Raw genomic sequence first — 16987 nt, 5'->3', positions numbered from 1 at the left:
TTTTGGTCGTTTCACTCAAATTTGCGTCCCACCTTTCGGACGGGAGTTCCGTCGTCGTTGGTGCGCCAGTCTTCTGGGAGGAGCGCATCGAGTACGTCGTCGATGGTCACAGCCCCGACGAGCCTGTCGTGCTCGTTGGTGACGGGGATAATGGTCAAGTCGTAAGTGGCCAGCACCCGGGACAAGTCTTCCAGGGAAGCGACGTCCGGGATCGGCTCGATACTCCGGTCGATGATGTTGCCGACGGGTTCGGGCGGGGCAAAACGCAGCAGCTGCTGCATATGAACCATGCCGATGTAGCGGCCGGTCGGTGCCTCGAGCGGAGGACGGCACACGAAAACGGCCGCGGCGACGGCCGGGCTGATCTCCTCCTGACGAATGTGCGCCAAGGCTTCGGCTACTGTTGCCTCCGGGGGCAAAATAATCGGCACCGGGGTCATGAGTGAGCCTGCGGTTCCTTCCTCGTATTCGAGAAGGCGGCGCACGTCCTCTGCATCGTCCGGCTTCATCTTCTGCAACAAGGTTTCGCGCTGGGCATCCGTGAACATGTTGAGGAGGTCGGCCGCGTCGTCCGGTTCCATCTCTTCAAGAATGTCTGCGGCGCGTTTGATGTCCAGGTTGGACAGGATCTGGACTTGGTCCTCTTCTGGCAATTCCTGCAGCACGTCGGCCAAGCGCTCGTCCTGAAGCTCCTCGGCGACTTCGAGCATGCGTTTGTCGTTCAGGTCGTGGAGAGCATCCGCGAGGTCGGCGGGTTGGGTGTCCTCGTGAGTCGCCAAGAAGTGCGAGGCCCCCTGGGGGTCCATGGCGGTGCCGTAAACAACGTCTTCCCAGTCGACCACAAGGGTCTCGTTCTTGCGACGCATGAGCCGACCCGTACTTGCCGTCCGACGAACGAAGAGCTCTGTGATTTTCCAATCACCGTTCTTGGTCTGCTCCATCGCGCAGTCTTCGATCGTGGCCTCGCCGGTGTTGTCCTTGAAATGGACCTTGCGGTCAAACAACTCACCGATGACCAAAGCTTCGGCGCCACGCTGTTCGAATCGGCGAAGATTGACCAGGCCGGTCACGATGACTTGGGTCGCGTCCATGCTGTTGACTCGGGTCATCGGGACGAAGACAGGCTTCTTCCCGAGGACTTCGACCACAATACCCACCACGAGCGGTTGCAGGTGTTTGCGCTGGGCGTCTCGGTTGAGCACGACGACGTCCCGCAGCCGGCCCAGTCGGTCGCCTACGGGATCGAAAACATCAAGGCCCAATAGCCTGGCGATGAAGATTCTGCTCGGTACGTTGCTCACTCAATCAGATTACTCACATGTACCCGCTGGAAACATCCTCTCGGTTCACCTGTGGCGATACACACCCTTATGGTTGGCGGTCAAGCCCGTGGTCAGGGAAAATGGCTAGTATGGCAAATTCCGGAAAGTCCAGACTCGCCGCGATGCGGACCGAACAGCTCGCGGGGTCCGTCACCGTGGGGAAGTTCTCCAAGTACCAGGATGCGCAGGGGGCGGTTGACCTCCTGGCCGATCGTGGTTTTCCCGTGCAGAATCTCGCAATCGTCGGCTCGGACCTGCGACAGGTCGAGCACGTCGTCGGGACCCTTTCCTATGCTCGTGTCGCGGCTTCCGGCGCCTTGCAAGGCCTGTTCTACGGAGTCGTGCTCGGTTTTCTTCTCATGGTCTTCAGCCACGAGTCTCCTTTGTCGGCATTCCTCACATCGATACCACTTGGCGTGGCTTTCTGGATGATCCTGGCGATTGTCGGTTTCTCCCGTCGTGGTGGGCACCGCAGCTTCACTGCGGTCGGACAACTCGTCGCGGGCAGCTACGACCTGGTGTGCTCGCCACAAGAAGCAGGCGAGGCGCGGCGCCTCCTCGGAGGCTCATCGAACCGTCCCACGCTTCGGCCCACACCTCGTGAACAGCCCTACTTCCCGCAGGACGAACACGGCTCATCGCAGCAGCCTGGTAACCGACCCAGTCAGCCCGGCGGTCAGGGGCCGTGGGGCCAGCCGGACCCCCAAGAACGCGGAAATGCTCCGCAAGCTCCGCAGGGGCCTGCGGCCGCAGAACCTCAACCAGGGGGACAGGCGCCCGGCGAATCCACGGACCGTTCCCAGGCACGGGATTTCAAGGACTTGCCCGACGGGCGGCCCCGTTTCGGTATTCGTGCCGAGAACCAGCCACCCCGTTCCGCCGACGACCCCGAAACGACGGAAGGTCGGGAAGGGCCGGTTTCCCCAGAAGAGCGGCCTGACCCTCCTCGCGGATAGACGCCGGCCGCAGGCCTCGGAGAAAGAACTCAAGAACGAAGACGCCCCCGGACCTCGTGGTCCGGGGGCGTCGTGTTCACTGGGGTCGGTTCTACCGGGAGAGTTCCGCGATCCAGGCTTCGATGGCTTCCGTGGTCCTCGGGAAGTCGGCGCTCATGTTCTCCGGTCCGTCGGCGGTAATGAGCACGTCGTCCTCCAACCGGATACCGATGCCGCGATATTCTTCCGGAATCGCGAGGTCGTCTTCCTTGAAGTACAGGCCCGGTTCGATCGTGAAGACCATCCCCGGCTCGATGGTTCCATCGAGATAGAGATCGCGCTTGGCCTGTGCACAGTCGTGGACGTCCAGGCCGAGGTGGTGGCTCGTCCCGTGGGGCATCCAGCGACGGTGCTGGCCGCCTTCGTCGGAAATAGCTTCTTCGACGGTGCACGGAAGCAGCCCCCACGAGTCGAGGGACTCGGCCAGGGATTTCATGGCCGCCGCGTGCACGTCACGGAATTTGTTGCCTGGTACCGCGGCGCGGAACGCGGCTTCGGAAGCTTCCAGGACGGCGTCGTAGACCTTCTTCTGAATGGGAGAGAATGTGCCGTTGACCGGCATCGTGCGGGTGATGTCCGCCGTGTACAAGGTATCGTCCTCGACTCCGGCGTCGACGAGGATCAGCTTTCCGTCCTCGACAGTTCCGTTATTCCGAATCCAGTGCAGCACGGTTGCGTTGTTCCCGCAGGCGGCGATGGTCTCGTAACCGACGTCGTTGCCCTCGGCGCGCGCGGCCGCGAAGAATGCGCCTTCGACGATGCGTTCGCCGCGGTGATGATCGCGCGCCTGGGGGAGGGCCCGGATGATGTTCTCGAAACCGACCTTGGTCGAAGCTATGGATCTCCGAAGGTTGGCTATTTCTTCCTCGTCTTTGACGAGGCGCAGTTCGGAGAGAGCCTCGGTCAGCTGGCTGTCGAGCGAATCCGACTCCTCGAGGTCCACGCTGGTGTTGTACCGAGAGGTGTCGACCAGCGCATCCACGTTCAGATCGACCTCGCGCAACAACCGCACCCGGACCCCGCCAAGAGCCTGGGGCCCTGCGTTCTTGGTGATTGCGACCTCGACGTCGGAGAGATCGTGGCACTGGATGCCGTACTCCGACTCGATTTCTTCCAAGGTCGGACGGGGGCCGACCCAGAATTCGCCGTAACGCGGATCGGAATAGAACTGCTCCGAATCGCGTCCTGCCAGAGGGCGGAAATAGAGAGTCGCCTCATGGGCCGAACCGTCGGCTTCCGGCTCGTCCAGGGGCTCCATGACCAGAACGGCGTCCGGTTCGTGATCGACGCCGAGACCCGTCATGTGGGCAAAACCGGAATGAGGGCGGAAACGATAGTCCGTGTCGTTCGAGCGGGTCTTGAGCGGTCCTGCCGGAATTACGAGGCGCTCGCCGGGGAATTTTGCCGACAACGCCGCACGTCGCTGCGCGGCGAAGTCGGCAACCGAGGCACGCTGGGGGAGCGCTTTGGCGGAAGGTGCCCAGTTCGTGCCCATGAATTCCTTGAAAGCATGAGAGCGCGGCGGCTGGGACCGATTTCCGACGCGTTCTTCGAGCGGCTGCTGTTCAGAGGAATCCTGTGTTTCTGGGGAATTATTCGAAGTCATAACTCCACGATATCGCCCAAGTACCGCCCCTGCGTCCACGGGCACCGAGTAGATTGGATGTGTGTGCATCGATCTTCATACCCATTCGAATATTTCCGACGGGACAGAAACCCCCGCCCAAGTCGTGGAGCAGGCGGCTCGAGCCGGGCTCACAGCGGTCGCGCTGACCGACCACGATTCGACCGTCGGGTGGGAACCGGCCGCGCAGGCGGCGTCACGATGCGGTATCGAATTCGTCCCGGGAATGGAAGTCTCGTGTGCCTCGGACGACGGAGTCTCCGTGCATCTGCTGAGCTACCTCCACGACCCCCAGGCCCCAGGACTCAGATCGGAAATTGAGAAATCACGCGCGGCACGCCTCACCCGGGCACAGAAGATGGTCGAGCGGTTGAGTGAGGACTTTCCTATCAACTGGCAGGATGTGGAGGACCAGGTCGGCAAAGACGCGACGGTGGGCCGTCCCCACATCGCCGATGCCCTCGTCGCGAAGGGCGTGTGCAAGGATCGGAGCGAGGCCTTTGGCACTATTCTGACCACCCGGACGAAATACTATGTGCCCCACTATGCGCCGAACCCTGCTCTTGCCGTTGCCCTCGTCAGAGAAGCCGGTGGAGTTCCGGTGTTCGCCCACCCCCTGGCGAGCTCCCGGGGCCGAGTCGTGGGACCGGAAGTCTTCGAAGAGATGGTTGCGGCGGGATTGGCCGGTCTTGAGGTGTATCACCGTGACAATTCCGAGGACGATCGCAAATGGCTACTCGACTTCGCCCGGAACCATGACCTCATCGTGACGGGATCCAGCGACTATCACGGTGCGGGGAAACCGAATCGGCTCGGAGAGAACACCACGACGAGGCAGTCCTTGGAGGAAATCCAGGCGCAGTCGCGCGGCGTGTGTCTCTAGGCTTCGAGAAGCTTCGCCTGCGGCAGCCGCTGGCGCATCACCTCGATCGCTTGATCATTCGAATCGACGCACACGAAGCGGCGGTCGAGCGATTGGGCAACGGCGCCGAGGGTTCCCGAACCGGCGAAAAAATCGAGGCACCACTCGCCGGGACGGGACGAGGCCGCAACCATACGGCGCAACAAACCCATAGGCTTCTGCGTGGGGTATCCGGTCTTCTCCTTGCCCGTGGGCGAGACGATGGTGTGCCACCAGACATCGGTCGGCAATTTGCCGCGCGCCACTTTCTCTGGTGTGACCAGTCCCGGCGCCATATAGGGCTCCCGATCGACTTCTTCCGAGTCGAAATGGTATTTTTTCGGGTTCTTCACGTACACCAGGATGTTGTCGTGCTTGGCCGGCCAACGCTTTTTCGCGCGCGCCCCGTAGTCGTACGCCCAGATGATCTCGTTCAGAAAACACTCGCGGCCGAAGATCATGTCGCACATGACTTTGGCGTAATGAACTTCCCGATAATCCAAGTGCAGATACAGGGTGCCCGATTCGGCGAGCAGCTCCCGGGCTTTTTCGAGTCTCGGAAGCAGGAATGACCAGTAGTCCTCGAACGCGTCGTCGTATCTCGAGAGGGATTCGAGGACACTCGTGTAGCTCTGTCCCTTGAATCCCTTACGGTCAGCCTGGTCGGGCTCGACCCGCTGGTTCCTGAGGCTACGGCGAACTTGGGCCCGCCCCGTATTGAAGGGCGGGTCCACGTAGATCATCGAAAATTCGCTGCTCGGCAATTGCGCAAGCACGTCCTGATTGTCGCCCCGGATGATGAGGTCCGGGCCCGTCAGCTCGATTCCCACGAGTGGCAGGATCTACTGACCCGAACGTGCCTGATTGCCCGAGTCCCCGCCACTGCGACGACGACGGCGACGGCGCCGAGGAGCCTCCGACTGCTTGGAGTCCGTTTCGGTCGTATGGTTCTCCGAACGATTGCGCGACGACTTCTCGTCCGGCTGCTTCCGATCATTCCGGGATCCGGAGGACCGCCCACCGCGAGGGCTGTTCCTGCGGCCACCGTTTCCCGAGCGGTTCCCGCCCTTGTCGTCGCGTCCGCCAGTGCGAGGCTTGCGCGAGTGGCCGCCGTCGATGTCTTCAACCGCTTCTGCACCCAATCCGGCATGCTTGCGCTGACTCACGGGCAACTTGCCCTTTGTACCAGCCGGAATGTTCAGATCGTTGTAGAGGTGCTTGGAAGAAGAATAGGTTTCAACCGGTTCGGGCACTCCGAGGTCCAGCGCTTTGTTGATCAAAGACCACCGGGGGACGTCGTCCCAATCGACGAGGGTTATGGCGGTTCCCTTGTTGCCCGCTCGCCCCGTACGGCCGATGCGGTGCAGATAGATCTTTTCGTCTTCCGGACACTGAAAATTGACCACGTGGGTGACGTCCTCGACGTCGATACCGCGAGCGGCGACGTCGGTAGCCACGAGGACGTCGACTTTTTCATTCCGGAAGGCCCGGAGCGCTTGCTCACGAGCTCCCTGGCCGAGGTCACCGTGGATGGCGCCGGCAGCGAATCCGCGCTTGACGAGCTCGTCCGCAAGGCGCGCGGCCGCTCGTTTGGTCTTGGTGAAGATAATGGTCCGTCCGCGCCCCTTGGCCTGCAGAGCACGGGCGATCAGCTCGTCCTTGTCCATCGGGTGAGCGCGGTAGATGACCTGTCGAATGTCCTTCTTGGTTGCGCCTTCGTCGTCCGGGGTCGAGGCACGAATGTGCATCGGGTGGGACATGTAGCGTCGGGCCATCGCTATCACCGGACCCGGCATGGTTGCAGAGAACAACATGGTCTGGCGAACCTCGGGTACGGAGGACAGGAGACGCTCGACGTCGGGCAGGAAGCCGAGATCCAGCATCTCGTCGGCCTCGTCCAGAACGACCGCTCCAACCTGGGAGAGATTGAGGTATTTCTGACGGTGCAGATCGATGAGGCGACCCGGCGTACCCACCACTACCTCGGCGCCCTTTTCCAGCTCGGCGATTTGAGGCTCGTAAGCCCGTCCGCCGTAGATCGTCGCTACACGCGCATTGCGCTTTTGGGCGGCGACCGAGATGTCGTTTCCGACCTGGACGGCCAGTTCACGGGTAGGAACCACGATCAAGGCCTGGGGTGCGCCCGGGGACTTGAGTCGACCCCATGCGTCGTCACCGCGCCCGACGACGCGCTGAAGTACGGGCAAACCGAATCCCAGGGTTTTTCCGGTTCCCGTTTTCGCCTGGCCGATGATGTCCTGGCCGGACAGGGCGACGGGCAATGTCAGGGATTGAATCGGGAAGGGATGAGTTATCCCTTTTTCGGCGAGGGCTTCGCAGATGTCGTCGCGGACCCCGAAATCGGCAAAAGTCTTGTCTTCTTCCGGGGCGACCTCGTCCACGGCAGGAGTCTCGGCCACGAGCTTCTCCTGCACGGTTTCAGGTGTTTCTTCGAGCACGGTGGTCTCGTTGTTGTTTTCTTCGTTCACGGGATGAGCTCCGCTCGGTCGATGGTGTGACCGCGGGGCGGACGATGTGTGTCGTCGCGCTGTGACCTGGCCTCGCGCCGGGAGCGCGGGTCTCGGAATTTGTTTGCGGTCGAAAGGATCGGTAGGAAGCCGATCGCAACAATCATCAGGTGATGCGCACTGCCTCGGGGCGAGGTGGCGCAACGTGGCGGAAGTCAACTCAACAGGCAACGACCGGGCATCCAGGTGTTGGTTTATTCTATCTCGCAATACGCGTCAAGAGGAGGACGTACGCCACTTCGGGCGGGTCCTCCTCTTGAGCGGTGTATTGACGGTGTTCGGATCAGCCCTCGCTGAACGGACCGAAACCGATGTGCCGGCGAGTTTCGGCACCGATCTCGACGTAGCCGATCGAGGCGCCCGGGACGAGGGTAATGTTGCCCTTGCTGTCGGAGAGCTTCAGGAGAGTTTCTTTCTCGAGCGCCTCGGCGACTTGCTCCTGAATCGTTTCGGGGGTCTCTTCGGACTCCACGACGACTTCTCGGGCCACGTCCTTGATGCCGATCTTGATTTCCATGCGTATTCCTCCTCGGATGGCGGCGGGAACTGCTTTGTGCCCCAGCCTACTCAACGAGGTCGGAGCGGTCGTGCGGTTCGCCCTCGATTTCGCTGAGCGCGGGAGTCAGGCCCAGCTTTTGTCGACGCTTTCGATGCCGCGCCACGCGAGCTTGAAGAGCAGGAACCGTTGTCGTACCTGCTTCTCGGCGTCGTTCGTCGAAGAAACCACTCGTGCAGCGGATGTTGCCAGCCCCACCAGAGTCTGGGCGAGAAAGTCGCAGTCCTCGGCATCGAGTGCGCTGTTGACCTGCAGGGTTCGACTCAGCCTCTGGGAAACCCGAGAGACCAGTCCGTCGATCTTCGTAGCGACCGAAGGGTCGCCCCGCATGTCCGAGTCGAAAATAATGCGGTACGCGTCGTGATCGTCGATGACCACGTCGATGAAGTTCGAGATCATTTTTCGGGTCCGAGTCTCATTGTCCATGTCTCTGAGCAGGGGAGTGATGACCTGATTCTCGAAAAGCTCGATACTCGAGTCGAGAACCGCGCAGTAGAGCTCGTTCTTCCCGGTGAAGTGCTGGTAGAGCACGGGCTTGGACACCTGGGCCGACTCCGCAATGTCTTCCATCGTGGTGTTGTGGAATCCGTGTTCGGCGAAGTGTTTGCGCGCGGTGGAAAGCAACTGCCGCCGCCTCTTAGGCCCCGGCATGCGAGTCGCTGCCCCGGCGCGCGGACAAGGGTCTGGTGAGCCAGGCATCGTGAAGTCCTTTGCTGATCATGACGAGTCGAGGGTCGACTTGGGGTGGGGCCACGCCGACGATGACCCACCGGGGATACTTCGCTCAGAAAACTGAAAGTCTACTGTGCGGATCCGCCAAGGGTCACGGATCTACTATAGGACTTATTTACCCTAGTCAGGATGCCTTTGACTGTTCCTGGAAGTCGTGTCGAACTTCACGCGATGGACTGACCGCGGGAAGGTCTTCGGATTCCGGCTCTGCGGCGGAAATGTCATACAGGGCCTCGATCGCATCCATGAATTCTTGTTCCCTGCCCTCGGCCGCGAGCTTCCGGGCCTTGACCATGGGGGTGTGGAGCAACGAGTGCATCATCCGCCTCATGGCGAATTCCAGCTGATCGGCTTGTGCGCCGCATCCGTACTGGTGACGGACCTTGTCCATCTCCGCGTCCAGTACCTCCATCGTGTGGCGTCGGAGGGCCACTATGGCAGCGTCAACGTTCTGCTGATTGCGGTGGGCGCGGAATTCGCGCGTGGACCGATCGACGATTTCCCGCGCAGCGGAGACCGATTCGTTCGTTTCCTCGGGTGCCGCAAGTCGAACAGACTCGAGAGTAATCAGTTCCACGCCGTCCAGATCCGCGATCGATGGGTCGAAATCCCGTGTGAGCGCGAGGTCGACGACGATGCGGTTCCCCTCGGGGAAAGTTTCCGAAGAGAAGGGGACCGAGCCACCGCTGCATCCGATGATGACGTCGGCCGAGCTCATAGTCGCCGCCAGGTTTTCATCGTTCACCGGGATTCCGCCGCGCTTGGCGGTAAATTCTCCGGCGCGTCCGGAAGCGGAGTATACGAAGACGTTCTCGCACCCGCGCGCGCTGAGTGCCGCCATTGTTGCTCCTGCATAGGCTCCCGTTCCGAAGACAAGAGTCCGTGCCTGCTGCCACGGAATGGGCGTGACCTCTTCGGCGAGATCCAAAGCCACGGAGACGATTGACCTGCCTCGTTCGCCGAGCGCAGTCTGCGTTCCCACGGTTCGTGCGGTTCGGGCAGCGGCCTCGAAGAGACGGATCAGTTCCCCAGACGCGGATCCTTCTTCGCGTGCATTCACGAGAGCTCGGCGAACCTGACCCGTGATTTCCCGCTCTCCCACGACGGCAGATTCCAGACCAGAAACGACGGTGAAGAGGTGAGAGGCAGCATCCTCGTCATAGAAAACTTCGAAGGAGCCTCGTACGAAGGAGGGATCGAGCTCTGCCGCTTCGGAAATCTCGTCCATGATGGCTTCGAGGGAGGGCCCAACACCATCTCGATGAGTTGGCGCTTCGCCGTAAAGCTCTAGGCGGTTGCAGGTCGACAATGTGACCAAACCACTGAGAGGCCCCTCGTCCACGAGGGTGTGTTTGAGCGCCCCGACGCCCGTCGACAACTGAGCGACGGTATTCAGGTCAACGTTCTTGTGCGATGAAACCAGCGAAAACAAAACCACGACTCACTCATAATAACCACGGTCCACGAGGCTGTGAAATGGTTCGGGAGTGAGGCTCGCGACCATGTCGTGGTGATGACAACCTGTCCGCAAAAACCGCGTGCCAAGTTGGCACAATGGAACTACTATGACGACTCCGAATCTCACGCAACGGCCGATGCTGACCGAAGCGCAACTTGCCCTTCTTCCGTCCAGTCATCCCTTGCGATCGGCAGGGACAGCGCAGTCACCAATGATTCGTGCCATGGTCGGAGACCGCCCTGAGCACCCCCCAGTCTGGTTCATGCGTCAGGCCGGTCGTTCATTGCCGGAATACCGTGCCGCACGTGAAGGCACCACCATGTTGGAGTCGTGTTTGACACCGTCCTTGGCGTCGGAAATCACTATGCAGCCCGTCCGTCGTCACAACGTGGACGCTGCGATCTTCTTCTCCGACATCGTTGTGCCGCTCAAGGTCGCTGGCCTGGATGTCGATATCGTGCCGGGGCGAGGGCCAGTCATGGGTGCCCCCTACAACACGATGGAACGCATCAGCCATTTGCCAGAGGTCCCGGATTCGGCTTTCGACCCGATTCGTGAGGCAGTAGCGCTCACCGTGAACCAGCTCGGCGAGACCCCGCTGATCGGTTTCGCAGGGGCTCCGTTCACCGTCGCCGCATACATGGCCGAAGGCTCATCATCCCGGGACCATTTGGGCCCACGAACCATGATGCATCGGGATCCGGAAGCATGGGACGCTCTGGCCTCTTGGGTTTCACGAGTCGCCGGGCAGTTCCTGACTGCTCAGATCGAGGCGGGGGCCAGTGCGGTCCAGCTCTTCGACTCGTGGGCCGGGTCGTTGCCGGAACGCGACTACAGAGAACACGTCATGAAGCATTCTGCGAGTGCACTCGCGGCCGTTGAGCCTTATGGAGTTCCTCGTGTCCACTTCGGTACCGGGACCGGAGAACTCCTCCTGGCGATGAAAGAAGCCGGGGCCGACGTCGTCGGTGTGGATTATCGGCTGGACCTGGACGAAGCATCGCGCCGGGTGGGCCCGGAGACCCCGCTCCAGGGCAATATCGACCCTGCTTTGCTCGACGCGGGGTGGGATGTTCTGCAGAAGCACACCATGGACGTACTCTCGAAGGGTAAGACCGCCGTGGCTCACATCGTGAATCTGGGTCACGGCGTCCCGCCGAGCACGGACCCCGCCGTGCTGACCCGGCTCGTCGAACTCATACATGAAAGTTAGCGTCGATGGCACCCGAACCTCAGAAAGTCACTCCGGCCCAGGCCAAGACCCTCAAGAGCGCCGAAACGCCCGCGTCGTCGGAGGATTCCTCCGCCACGTCCGCTAAGTCCTCTTCGGGCGCGCGGAAGCGCAAGGCCAGAACCGCTCTCGTCGTCGGAGGCGGTGTATCCGGACTGCTTGCCGCACGCGAACTCGCGGAAAGAGGATTGCGGGTCGTTCTCACGGAGACCCGGGACCATTTCGGCGGAGCCGTCGGCGCGCACCAGGTAGCAGGGATGGTCCTCGACTCGGGCGCGGAATCCTATGCGACTCGTAACGGCTCGGTCGCGGAGCTCATTGACGATCTCGGGCTGGGGCATTCACGCACGGTCCCGTCTCGCGCGGGCTCGTGGCTGTACCTGCCGAGCGGACCGGTACCGATGCCTTCTTCAGGGATACTCGGCATTCCCGCCAACCCGAATGATCCTCAATTGCGTCCCGCGCTCACTTCGGCCGGGCAACGACGAGCCGCGATGGACCGCTACTTGCCGGCCTCCGTAGGATCGCACCAGAAAACTCTGGGTGGACTCGTCAAAGCACGAATGGGCCAACACGTCGTGGACGGCCTGGTCGCTCCGGTCACGATGGGCATCCATTCGACGCACCCGGACGAACTCGACGTGGACGCCGTCGCGCCCGGTCTGCGGGAGGGCATCAAGACCTACGGTTCACTCGGAGCCTCCGCGGCAGTGCTTCGCGCCAACGCTCCGGCAGGGTCACAGGTAGCGGGTCTCGAGGGCGGGATGAACCAGCTTTCGGAAGCGTTGGTCAACGATCTCACCCGTCGTGGCGTTCGGTTGTTGGCCGGTTGCGACGTCATCGCGATCGACCGAGATGAAGTGACCCAGAACTGGATCGCGATCCGCCGGCAGGAAGGGGCGGCCGGCAAGAGAGCTGCCCTCACGGCTGACGTGCTGGTTCTTGCAACGGACGGCCCGACGACGGTCCGCCTTCTCGGCCCGCACCTGGACAGTGACCTTCTGCCCGAAGCTCGACGCGGACCGGAAATCGCATTGGCGACCCTCGTTCTCGACGCACCTGCACTGGACTCCGCGCCCCGTGGCACCGGGGTATTGGTCAGCGATCAGGTGCGCACCGTGCGTGCCAAAGCACTGACTCACGCCACCGCAAAATGGCAGTGGATCGCCGACCGGGCCGGAGAGCACCGCCATGTCCTTCGACTCTCCTACGGACGGGGCACGACCTCCCAAGGACAATCGATCACCGAACTGACGCTGTCGGACGAGCAACTCATGAGCCTCGCCCTGCATGATGCGTCCCGCATCATGGGCACGAGCCTTAACCGGAAGTACCTGCTGGGCGCCGACGTCGTCCGGTGGAAGACGGCGATGCCTCACGTTGCCGTGGGCCATGCCCAAAAGGTCAAGAACTTCCGGCAAAACCTCTCGAAACTCAGCCGGGTCGCTTCCGTCGGCGCCTGGCTGTCCGGAACGGGCCTGGCTTCGCTGGTTCCGGACACGCGCAAGACCATCGCGGAGCTCGATCTTGGGTAAAGCGTGGCCGGTCCATGGAATCCGAACCTCACTCAGACCCCGGACTTCACAGAGACCATACGCGAAATAGACGCACCAAACGCCTCCGATCGAGGCGCAGGCACTGAAAGGACAGGTCATCTCATGGCTGAACAGAATTCGGGAACCACGCAGGCAGCGGAAAATCGGGCCGCTTCCGGCGATGATCGCCTCTACTACGCGCTCTACACCGTGTTCGCGCGCGGAAGCCAGGCTTCCGAGAACGCGCACACGCCCGAGGCAGCTTCCGAGCTCGAAAGCACAGTCGAAGCATTGGAAGCAAAGGGCGTGACCGTCCGCGGGATGTATGACGTCTCCGGAATGCGGAACAACGCCGACATTCTCGTCTGGACTCATGCGGACAATCCGGAAGATCTTCAGGCTGCGGTCCGCGACTTTCGCCGTACGGCCGCGCTCGAGGGTACAGAAATCGTGTGGTCAACCATGGGAGTCCACCGTGATGCCGAATTCACGCGTAACCATGCCCCCGCATTCGCACGAGGTAAGGACCCCGAAGCATGGGTCTGCGTTTACCCGTTCGTGCGGTCCTGGGACTGGTACTACATGGATGAAAAGCACCGCTCCGAAATGCTCAAGAACCACGGTATGAAGGGCCGGGACTATCCGCAGGTTCTCGCGAACACCATCGCGACCTTCGCGCTCAATGACTACGAGTGGGTACTTGCCCTTGAAGCTCCCGAACTGGTCGACCTCGTCGACCTGATGCGTCATTTCCGCAACACGGAAGCGCGATTGCATGTGCGTGAAGAAACCCCGTTCTATACCGGACGCCGCATCGGCGCCGACGAGGTTGTGGAGGTCCTCCGATGAACATGACGCAAGCGGACCCGATTCCGAACCGGACCGATCCCAACAACACGGCGACGAACGGTCCGAAGACTCTCGAAGGCGTGACCGACTTCGTCTCGGAAGAGACCATCGGGCGCCCGCGCTCGCAGGCCCCCGAGAAGTACGACGCAGTGATCCTCTCCTCTTTCGGGGGTCCCGAAGGCCAAGACGATGTCATTCCCTTCCTGCGCAACGTCACCGCGGGACGAGGCATCCCGGACGAGCGGCTCGAAGAAGTCGCAACGCATTATCGGGCCAACGGCGGCGTCAGTCCCATTAATGAACAAAACCGCAACCTTCTCGAAGCATTGCGCCGAGAACTCGAGGAGAACGGTCCGGACGTACCGGTTCTCTGGGCCAACAGGAACTGGGAGCCGTACGTCAGCGACGTCGTCCAGGAGGCCTACGACAAGGGGTACCGCAAACTTCTGGTGCTGGCGACCAGCGCTTACCCCGGATACTCGAGTTGCCGGCAATACCGCGAGGACTACGGAATCGCTCTGGAGAAGCTTGAGCTGGAAGGTGAAGTCCAGATCGACAAGCTTCGCCAACATTACGACGCCCCCGGCTTCATCTCAGCCTTCGTCGAAGGGCTGATCCACGGTCTCGAAGAGCTCAGGGAGAAGATCCGGTCCACGGCGCAACCGGCGGCGGGAAATGGTCGGATCCGCATCATGTTCTGCACCCACTCCGTGCCCACGACCGCTGCGAACGAGGCCGGGCCCCGCGGGGTCGAGTACGAAGGCGGTTCGGCTTACGTCGAGAAGCACCTGCAAGCGGCACGAGCGATTCTCAGCCAGGTCGAAGAAGCGAATCCAGAGCTGCTGGCGGATTGCGACTGGGAGCTGGCCTATCAGTCCCGCTCGGGTTCCCCTTCGACTCCGTGGCTTGAACCGGATATCAACGATGCTCTGGAAGCGCTCGAGGGCTCCGTGGACGGCATCGTAATGGTTCCCCTGGGGTTCGTCTCCGACCATATGGAGGTCAAATGGGACCTCGATACCGAGGCCATGGAAACGTGCGACGATTTGGGCATTCAGGCAGTGAGGGTCCCGACGCCGGGAACTCACCCTGCATACGTGCGGTCTTTGCGCGACCTCATCGCCGAGCGATTCGTGGATACGGCGCCTTCCCAGGACCCGGTGGAGCTCGATGCACTTCGTCGCAGCGCATGCGGCGGCAAAGGATGGTTCGATCGGTGCGATACGAATTGTTGCCTCCCGGCTCGCGCTCAGGCGATCAAACCCGTGATCGCGGATCATGCGGTGGCCGCGGGAAAAGAGTCCAAGACGGTATGACCAAGGTGCTCGTAGGAACGCGAGCCTCGGCGCTCGCGACGACCCAATCCCAGCACGTCGCGGACATGCTGGTGGATGCCGGCGTGAATGCCGAGCTCAAAACGGTCACGACGACCGGCGACGTCATCTCTGGTCCCCTCGCACAGTTGGGCGGAACCGGGGTCTTCGCCGCGGCCCTGCGCCAGGAACTTCTGGGCGGAGCCGTGGACGTGGCGGTTCATTCGCTCAAGGATCTTCCGACCAAGGATCTCTTCGACGGAAAGCTGTCTCTGATCTATCCTCCCCGTGGAGATTCCAGGGACGTCCTGGTTGGTCGGGACGGAATGACTTTGGACGAATTGCCGGAAGGGGCAACCATCGGTACCGGCTCTCCCCGGAGAGCCGCACAGGTTCGAGCGCTTCGGCCAGACTGCGTCGTGACGGACATTCGAGGCAACGTCGGAACCCGATTGTCCCGCGTGCGCGGGTTGGAACATTATGCTTCCAAGGACAAGGGCGTCGGACGCGGGACCCATGGTGACCTCGACGCGGTCGTGCTCGCGGCCGCCGGATTGGCCCGTCTGGGTCTCAGCGAGGTCGTAACGGAGTTCCTGGACCCCACGAGATTTCTGCCCGCCGCGGGGCAGGGGTGCCTCGCGGTCGAATACCGTACCCATGAGACCGCTCCGCAGATCATGGCGGGCCTCGCCAAGATCGATGATTCCCAGACCAGGATTGCGGTTCTGGCCGAACGGTCGCTGCTGTTCCGGCTCGAGGCCGGATGCGCGGCTCCCGTCGGCGCTCATGCTCAGATCACCGACGGGAAGCTTCGCCTGGACGCCGTCGTTGCTCATCCGAGTGGCACGGAAACTCTCCGTGAGCACATGAGCGCCGAGGCGGACGACGAAGCGGCAATTCATCTGGGTACCAAGGTGGCCGAACTCCTGCTGGAGCGCGGGGCGGATCGATTCACCGAGTTGACGATCGATTGACGGTGGAAGCCTCTCCGACGGGGGCGACCGCGTCCCCTCGCCCCCGGGTGCTCGTGACCCGGGGGCCTGAGCGGTCGAGCGAACTGATTGTTCAGTTGCGGCGTCGTGGTCTGGAACCTGTCCTGAGCCCGCTGTCCGAAGCAGAGTTGGTGGGCGGAAAAGAAGCCCAGCACGTGGTGGATGCGTTGCATCAGGAGTCATACGACGTCGTTACTTTCACGAGTGCCAATGGCGTGTGGGCCGTTCGAGCATTGCTGGAAGCTCACGGTTTGAGGACGGTTTCGTCAATCTTGGCATCGGCGAGAATCTGGTGCGTCGGTGAGGCCACACGGCGTGCCGCTCAGGACGCCGGGTTGGCTCCGGTGGAACCTCCTGAGGAGAACAGCGCCATGGGAATGTTGGCGGCCTGGACGGACGTTATGGGTTCTGAAGAGGGACAAAAGGTACTCTGCGTGCACGGCAGACCCGCCAGGGCGGAGCTTGCCAACGGATTGCGTGAACGTGGCCTGCGGGTCAGTGAAGCCGTGGTCTACGAGCGCGTGCCGTATCCTGCCGATCGCCCCCTTGTCGCCCCGAGGCCGGACTCGGCAATGTCAGCAACCGTCCTCGATCGCCAAGCCACAATGAAGCAACTTCGGGACGAGGCAGATTCGGCTCTCTCAGCGATCGTGGCAACCTCGCCCCGCCTGATCCAGACCCTCGACGACCTCGGCCCGGTCAAGGTCCCGGTCATTTGCATCGGTAGGACCACCGAGCGGGCAGCTCAGGATCTGCACCTCGAAACGTTCCGGTCCGAGAGCCCGGGCGCGGAGGATCTGGCCGAGGCCGTGATTCGGGCCTTGGGCAGGGACACGAATAGTCCTCGAAAACTTAAGAATTGACGACGAAAGAAGTGGTGACCGTGAGGGAAAACAACGCACGTCAGGAACTTGACCTGACCCGCAGGCCGCGTCGACTCCGTACAAATC

The 16987-nt window shown here is 61.9% G+C and carries 15 protein-coding genes; 8 read left to right on the top strand and 7 right to left on the bottom strand.

What is annotated here, in order from left to right; all coding sequences use genetic code 11:
* Positions 1-11: 11 nt before the first annotated feature.
* On the bottom strand, positions 12-1301 hold the full coding sequence (locus EWR20_RS07480) for a magnesium transporter MgtE N-terminal domain-containing protein (protein WP_129359982.1): 1290 nt from the start codon (positions 1299-1301) through the stop codon (positions 12-14).
* 110 nt (positions 1302-1411) lie between these two features.
* On the opposite strand from EWR20_RS07480, the gene EWR20_RS07475 reads away from it, so the two are divergent.
* Positions 1412-2278 carry a general stress protein gene (locus EWR20_RS07475; RefSeq protein ID WP_129359981.1) on the top strand — a complete coding sequence of 289 codons (867 nt, stop codon included), beginning with the start codon at positions 1412-1414 and terminating at the stop codon, positions 2276-2278.
* A 91-nt stretch (positions 2279-2369) separates the two neighbouring features.
* On the opposite strand, the gene EWR20_RS07470 is transcribed toward EWR20_RS07475, so the two are convergent.
* Positions 2370-3923 (bottom strand): aminopeptidase P family protein, encoded by a 1554-nt coding sequence (locus EWR20_RS07470; protein ID WP_129359980.1) that lies wholly within the window; start codon positions 3921-3923, stop codon positions 2370-2372.
* A 61-nt stretch (positions 3924-3984) separates the two neighbouring features.
* Here EWR20_RS07470 and EWR20_RS07465 point away from each other — a divergent pair, with 61 nt between their 5' ends.
* On the top strand, positions 3985-4824 hold the full coding sequence (locus EWR20_RS07465) for a PHP domain-containing protein (RefSeq protein WP_129359979.1): 840 nt from the start codon (positions 3985-3987) through the stop codon (positions 4822-4824).
* On the opposite strand, the gene EWR20_RS07460 is transcribed toward EWR20_RS07465, so the two are convergent.
* From EWR20_RS07460 to EWR20_RS07440, 5 genes are all read right to left on the bottom strand, one after another.
* A complete protein-coding gene (locus tag EWR20_RS07460) occupies positions 4821-5666 on the bottom strand; it encodes a DNA-methyltransferase (protein ID WP_371811973.1) in 846 nt (281 codons plus the stop codon). The two genes, EWR20_RS07465 and EWR20_RS07460, sit on opposite strands and share 4 nt — an antisense overlap.
* 18 nt (positions 5667-5684) lie before the next feature.
* Positions 5685-7331: a DEAD/DEAH box helicase gene (locus EWR20_RS07455; protein ID WP_394342279.1), complete on the bottom strand. Its 1647-nt coding sequence runs from the start codon at positions 7329-7331 to the stop codon at positions 5685-5687.
* 322 nt (positions 7332-7653) lie between these two features.
* On the bottom strand, positions 7654-7887 hold the full coding sequence (locus EWR20_RS07450) for a DUF3107 domain-containing protein (protein ID WP_129359978.1): 234 nt from the start codon (positions 7885-7887) through the stop codon (positions 7654-7656).
* Positions 7888-7992: 105 nt separating this feature from the next.
* The gene (locus tag EWR20_RS07445) at positions 7993-8550 is read right to left on the bottom strand and encodes a TetR/AcrR family transcriptional regulator (RefSeq protein WP_165000986.1); all 558 of its coding nucleotides are present in this window, start codon (positions 8548-8550) and stop codon (positions 7993-7995) included.
* Positions 8551-8782: 232 nt separating this feature from the next.
* Positions 8783-10096, bottom strand: coding sequence for a glutamyl-tRNA reductase (locus EWR20_RS07440; RefSeq protein ID WP_129359976.1), 1314 nt, complete (start codon positions 10094-10096; stop codon positions 8783-8785).
* A gap of 127 nt (positions 10097-10223) precedes the next feature.
* Between EWR20_RS07440 and hemE the strand changes: the two genes are divergently transcribed.
* The 6 genes from hemE (at position 10224) to EWR20_RS07410 (ending at position 16900) form a co-directional block, all read left to right on the top strand.
* Complete coding sequence (gene hemE / locus EWR20_RS07435) at positions 10224-11330, top strand: uroporphyrinogen decarboxylase (protein WP_129359975.1); 1107 nt, start codon at positions 10224-10226, stop codon at positions 11328-11330.
* 5 nt (positions 11331-11335) lie between these two features.
* On the top strand, positions 11336-12883 hold the full coding sequence (gene hemG, locus EWR20_RS07430; RefSeq protein ID WP_129359974.1) for a protoporphyrinogen oxidase: 1548 nt from the start codon (positions 11336-11338) through the stop codon (positions 12881-12883).
* A 123-nt stretch (positions 12884-13006) separates the two neighbouring features.
* Positions 13007-13732, top strand: a complete 726-nt coding sequence (gene hemQ / locus EWR20_RS07425) for a hydrogen peroxide-dependent heme synthase (RefSeq protein WP_129359973.1) — start codon at positions 13007-13009, stop codon at positions 13730-13732.
* Positions 13729-15048 (top strand): ferrochelatase, encoded by a 1320-nt coding sequence (locus tag EWR20_RS07420; protein WP_129359972.1) that lies wholly within the window; start codon positions 13729-13731, stop codon positions 15046-15048. Before hemQ ends, EWR20_RS07420 begins: the two co-directional genes overlap by 4 nt.
* Positions 15045-16019 carry a hydroxymethylbilane synthase gene (gene hemC, locus EWR20_RS07415; RefSeq protein WP_129359971.1) on the top strand — a complete coding sequence of 325 codons (975 nt, stop codon included), beginning with the start codon at positions 15045-15047 and terminating at the stop codon, positions 16017-16019. The genes EWR20_RS07420 and hemC overlap by 4 nt, the downstream gene beginning before the upstream one ends.
* A 2-nt stretch (positions 16020-16021) precedes the next feature.
* Entirely contained in the window at positions 16022-16900 is an 879-nt protein-coding gene (locus EWR20_RS07410) for a uroporphyrinogen-III synthase (RefSeq protein ID WP_165000985.1), read from the top strand.
* Positions 16901-16987: the final 87 nt, after the last annotated feature.

Source organism: Rothia uropygioeca, assembly GCF_004136585.1.
Lineage (GTDB): Bacteria > Actinomycetota > Actinomycetes > Actinomycetales > Micrococcaceae > Rothia.
Note: the sequence above shows the minus strand (reverse complement) of the source record. Positions and strands in the feature narration are given on the sequence as shown.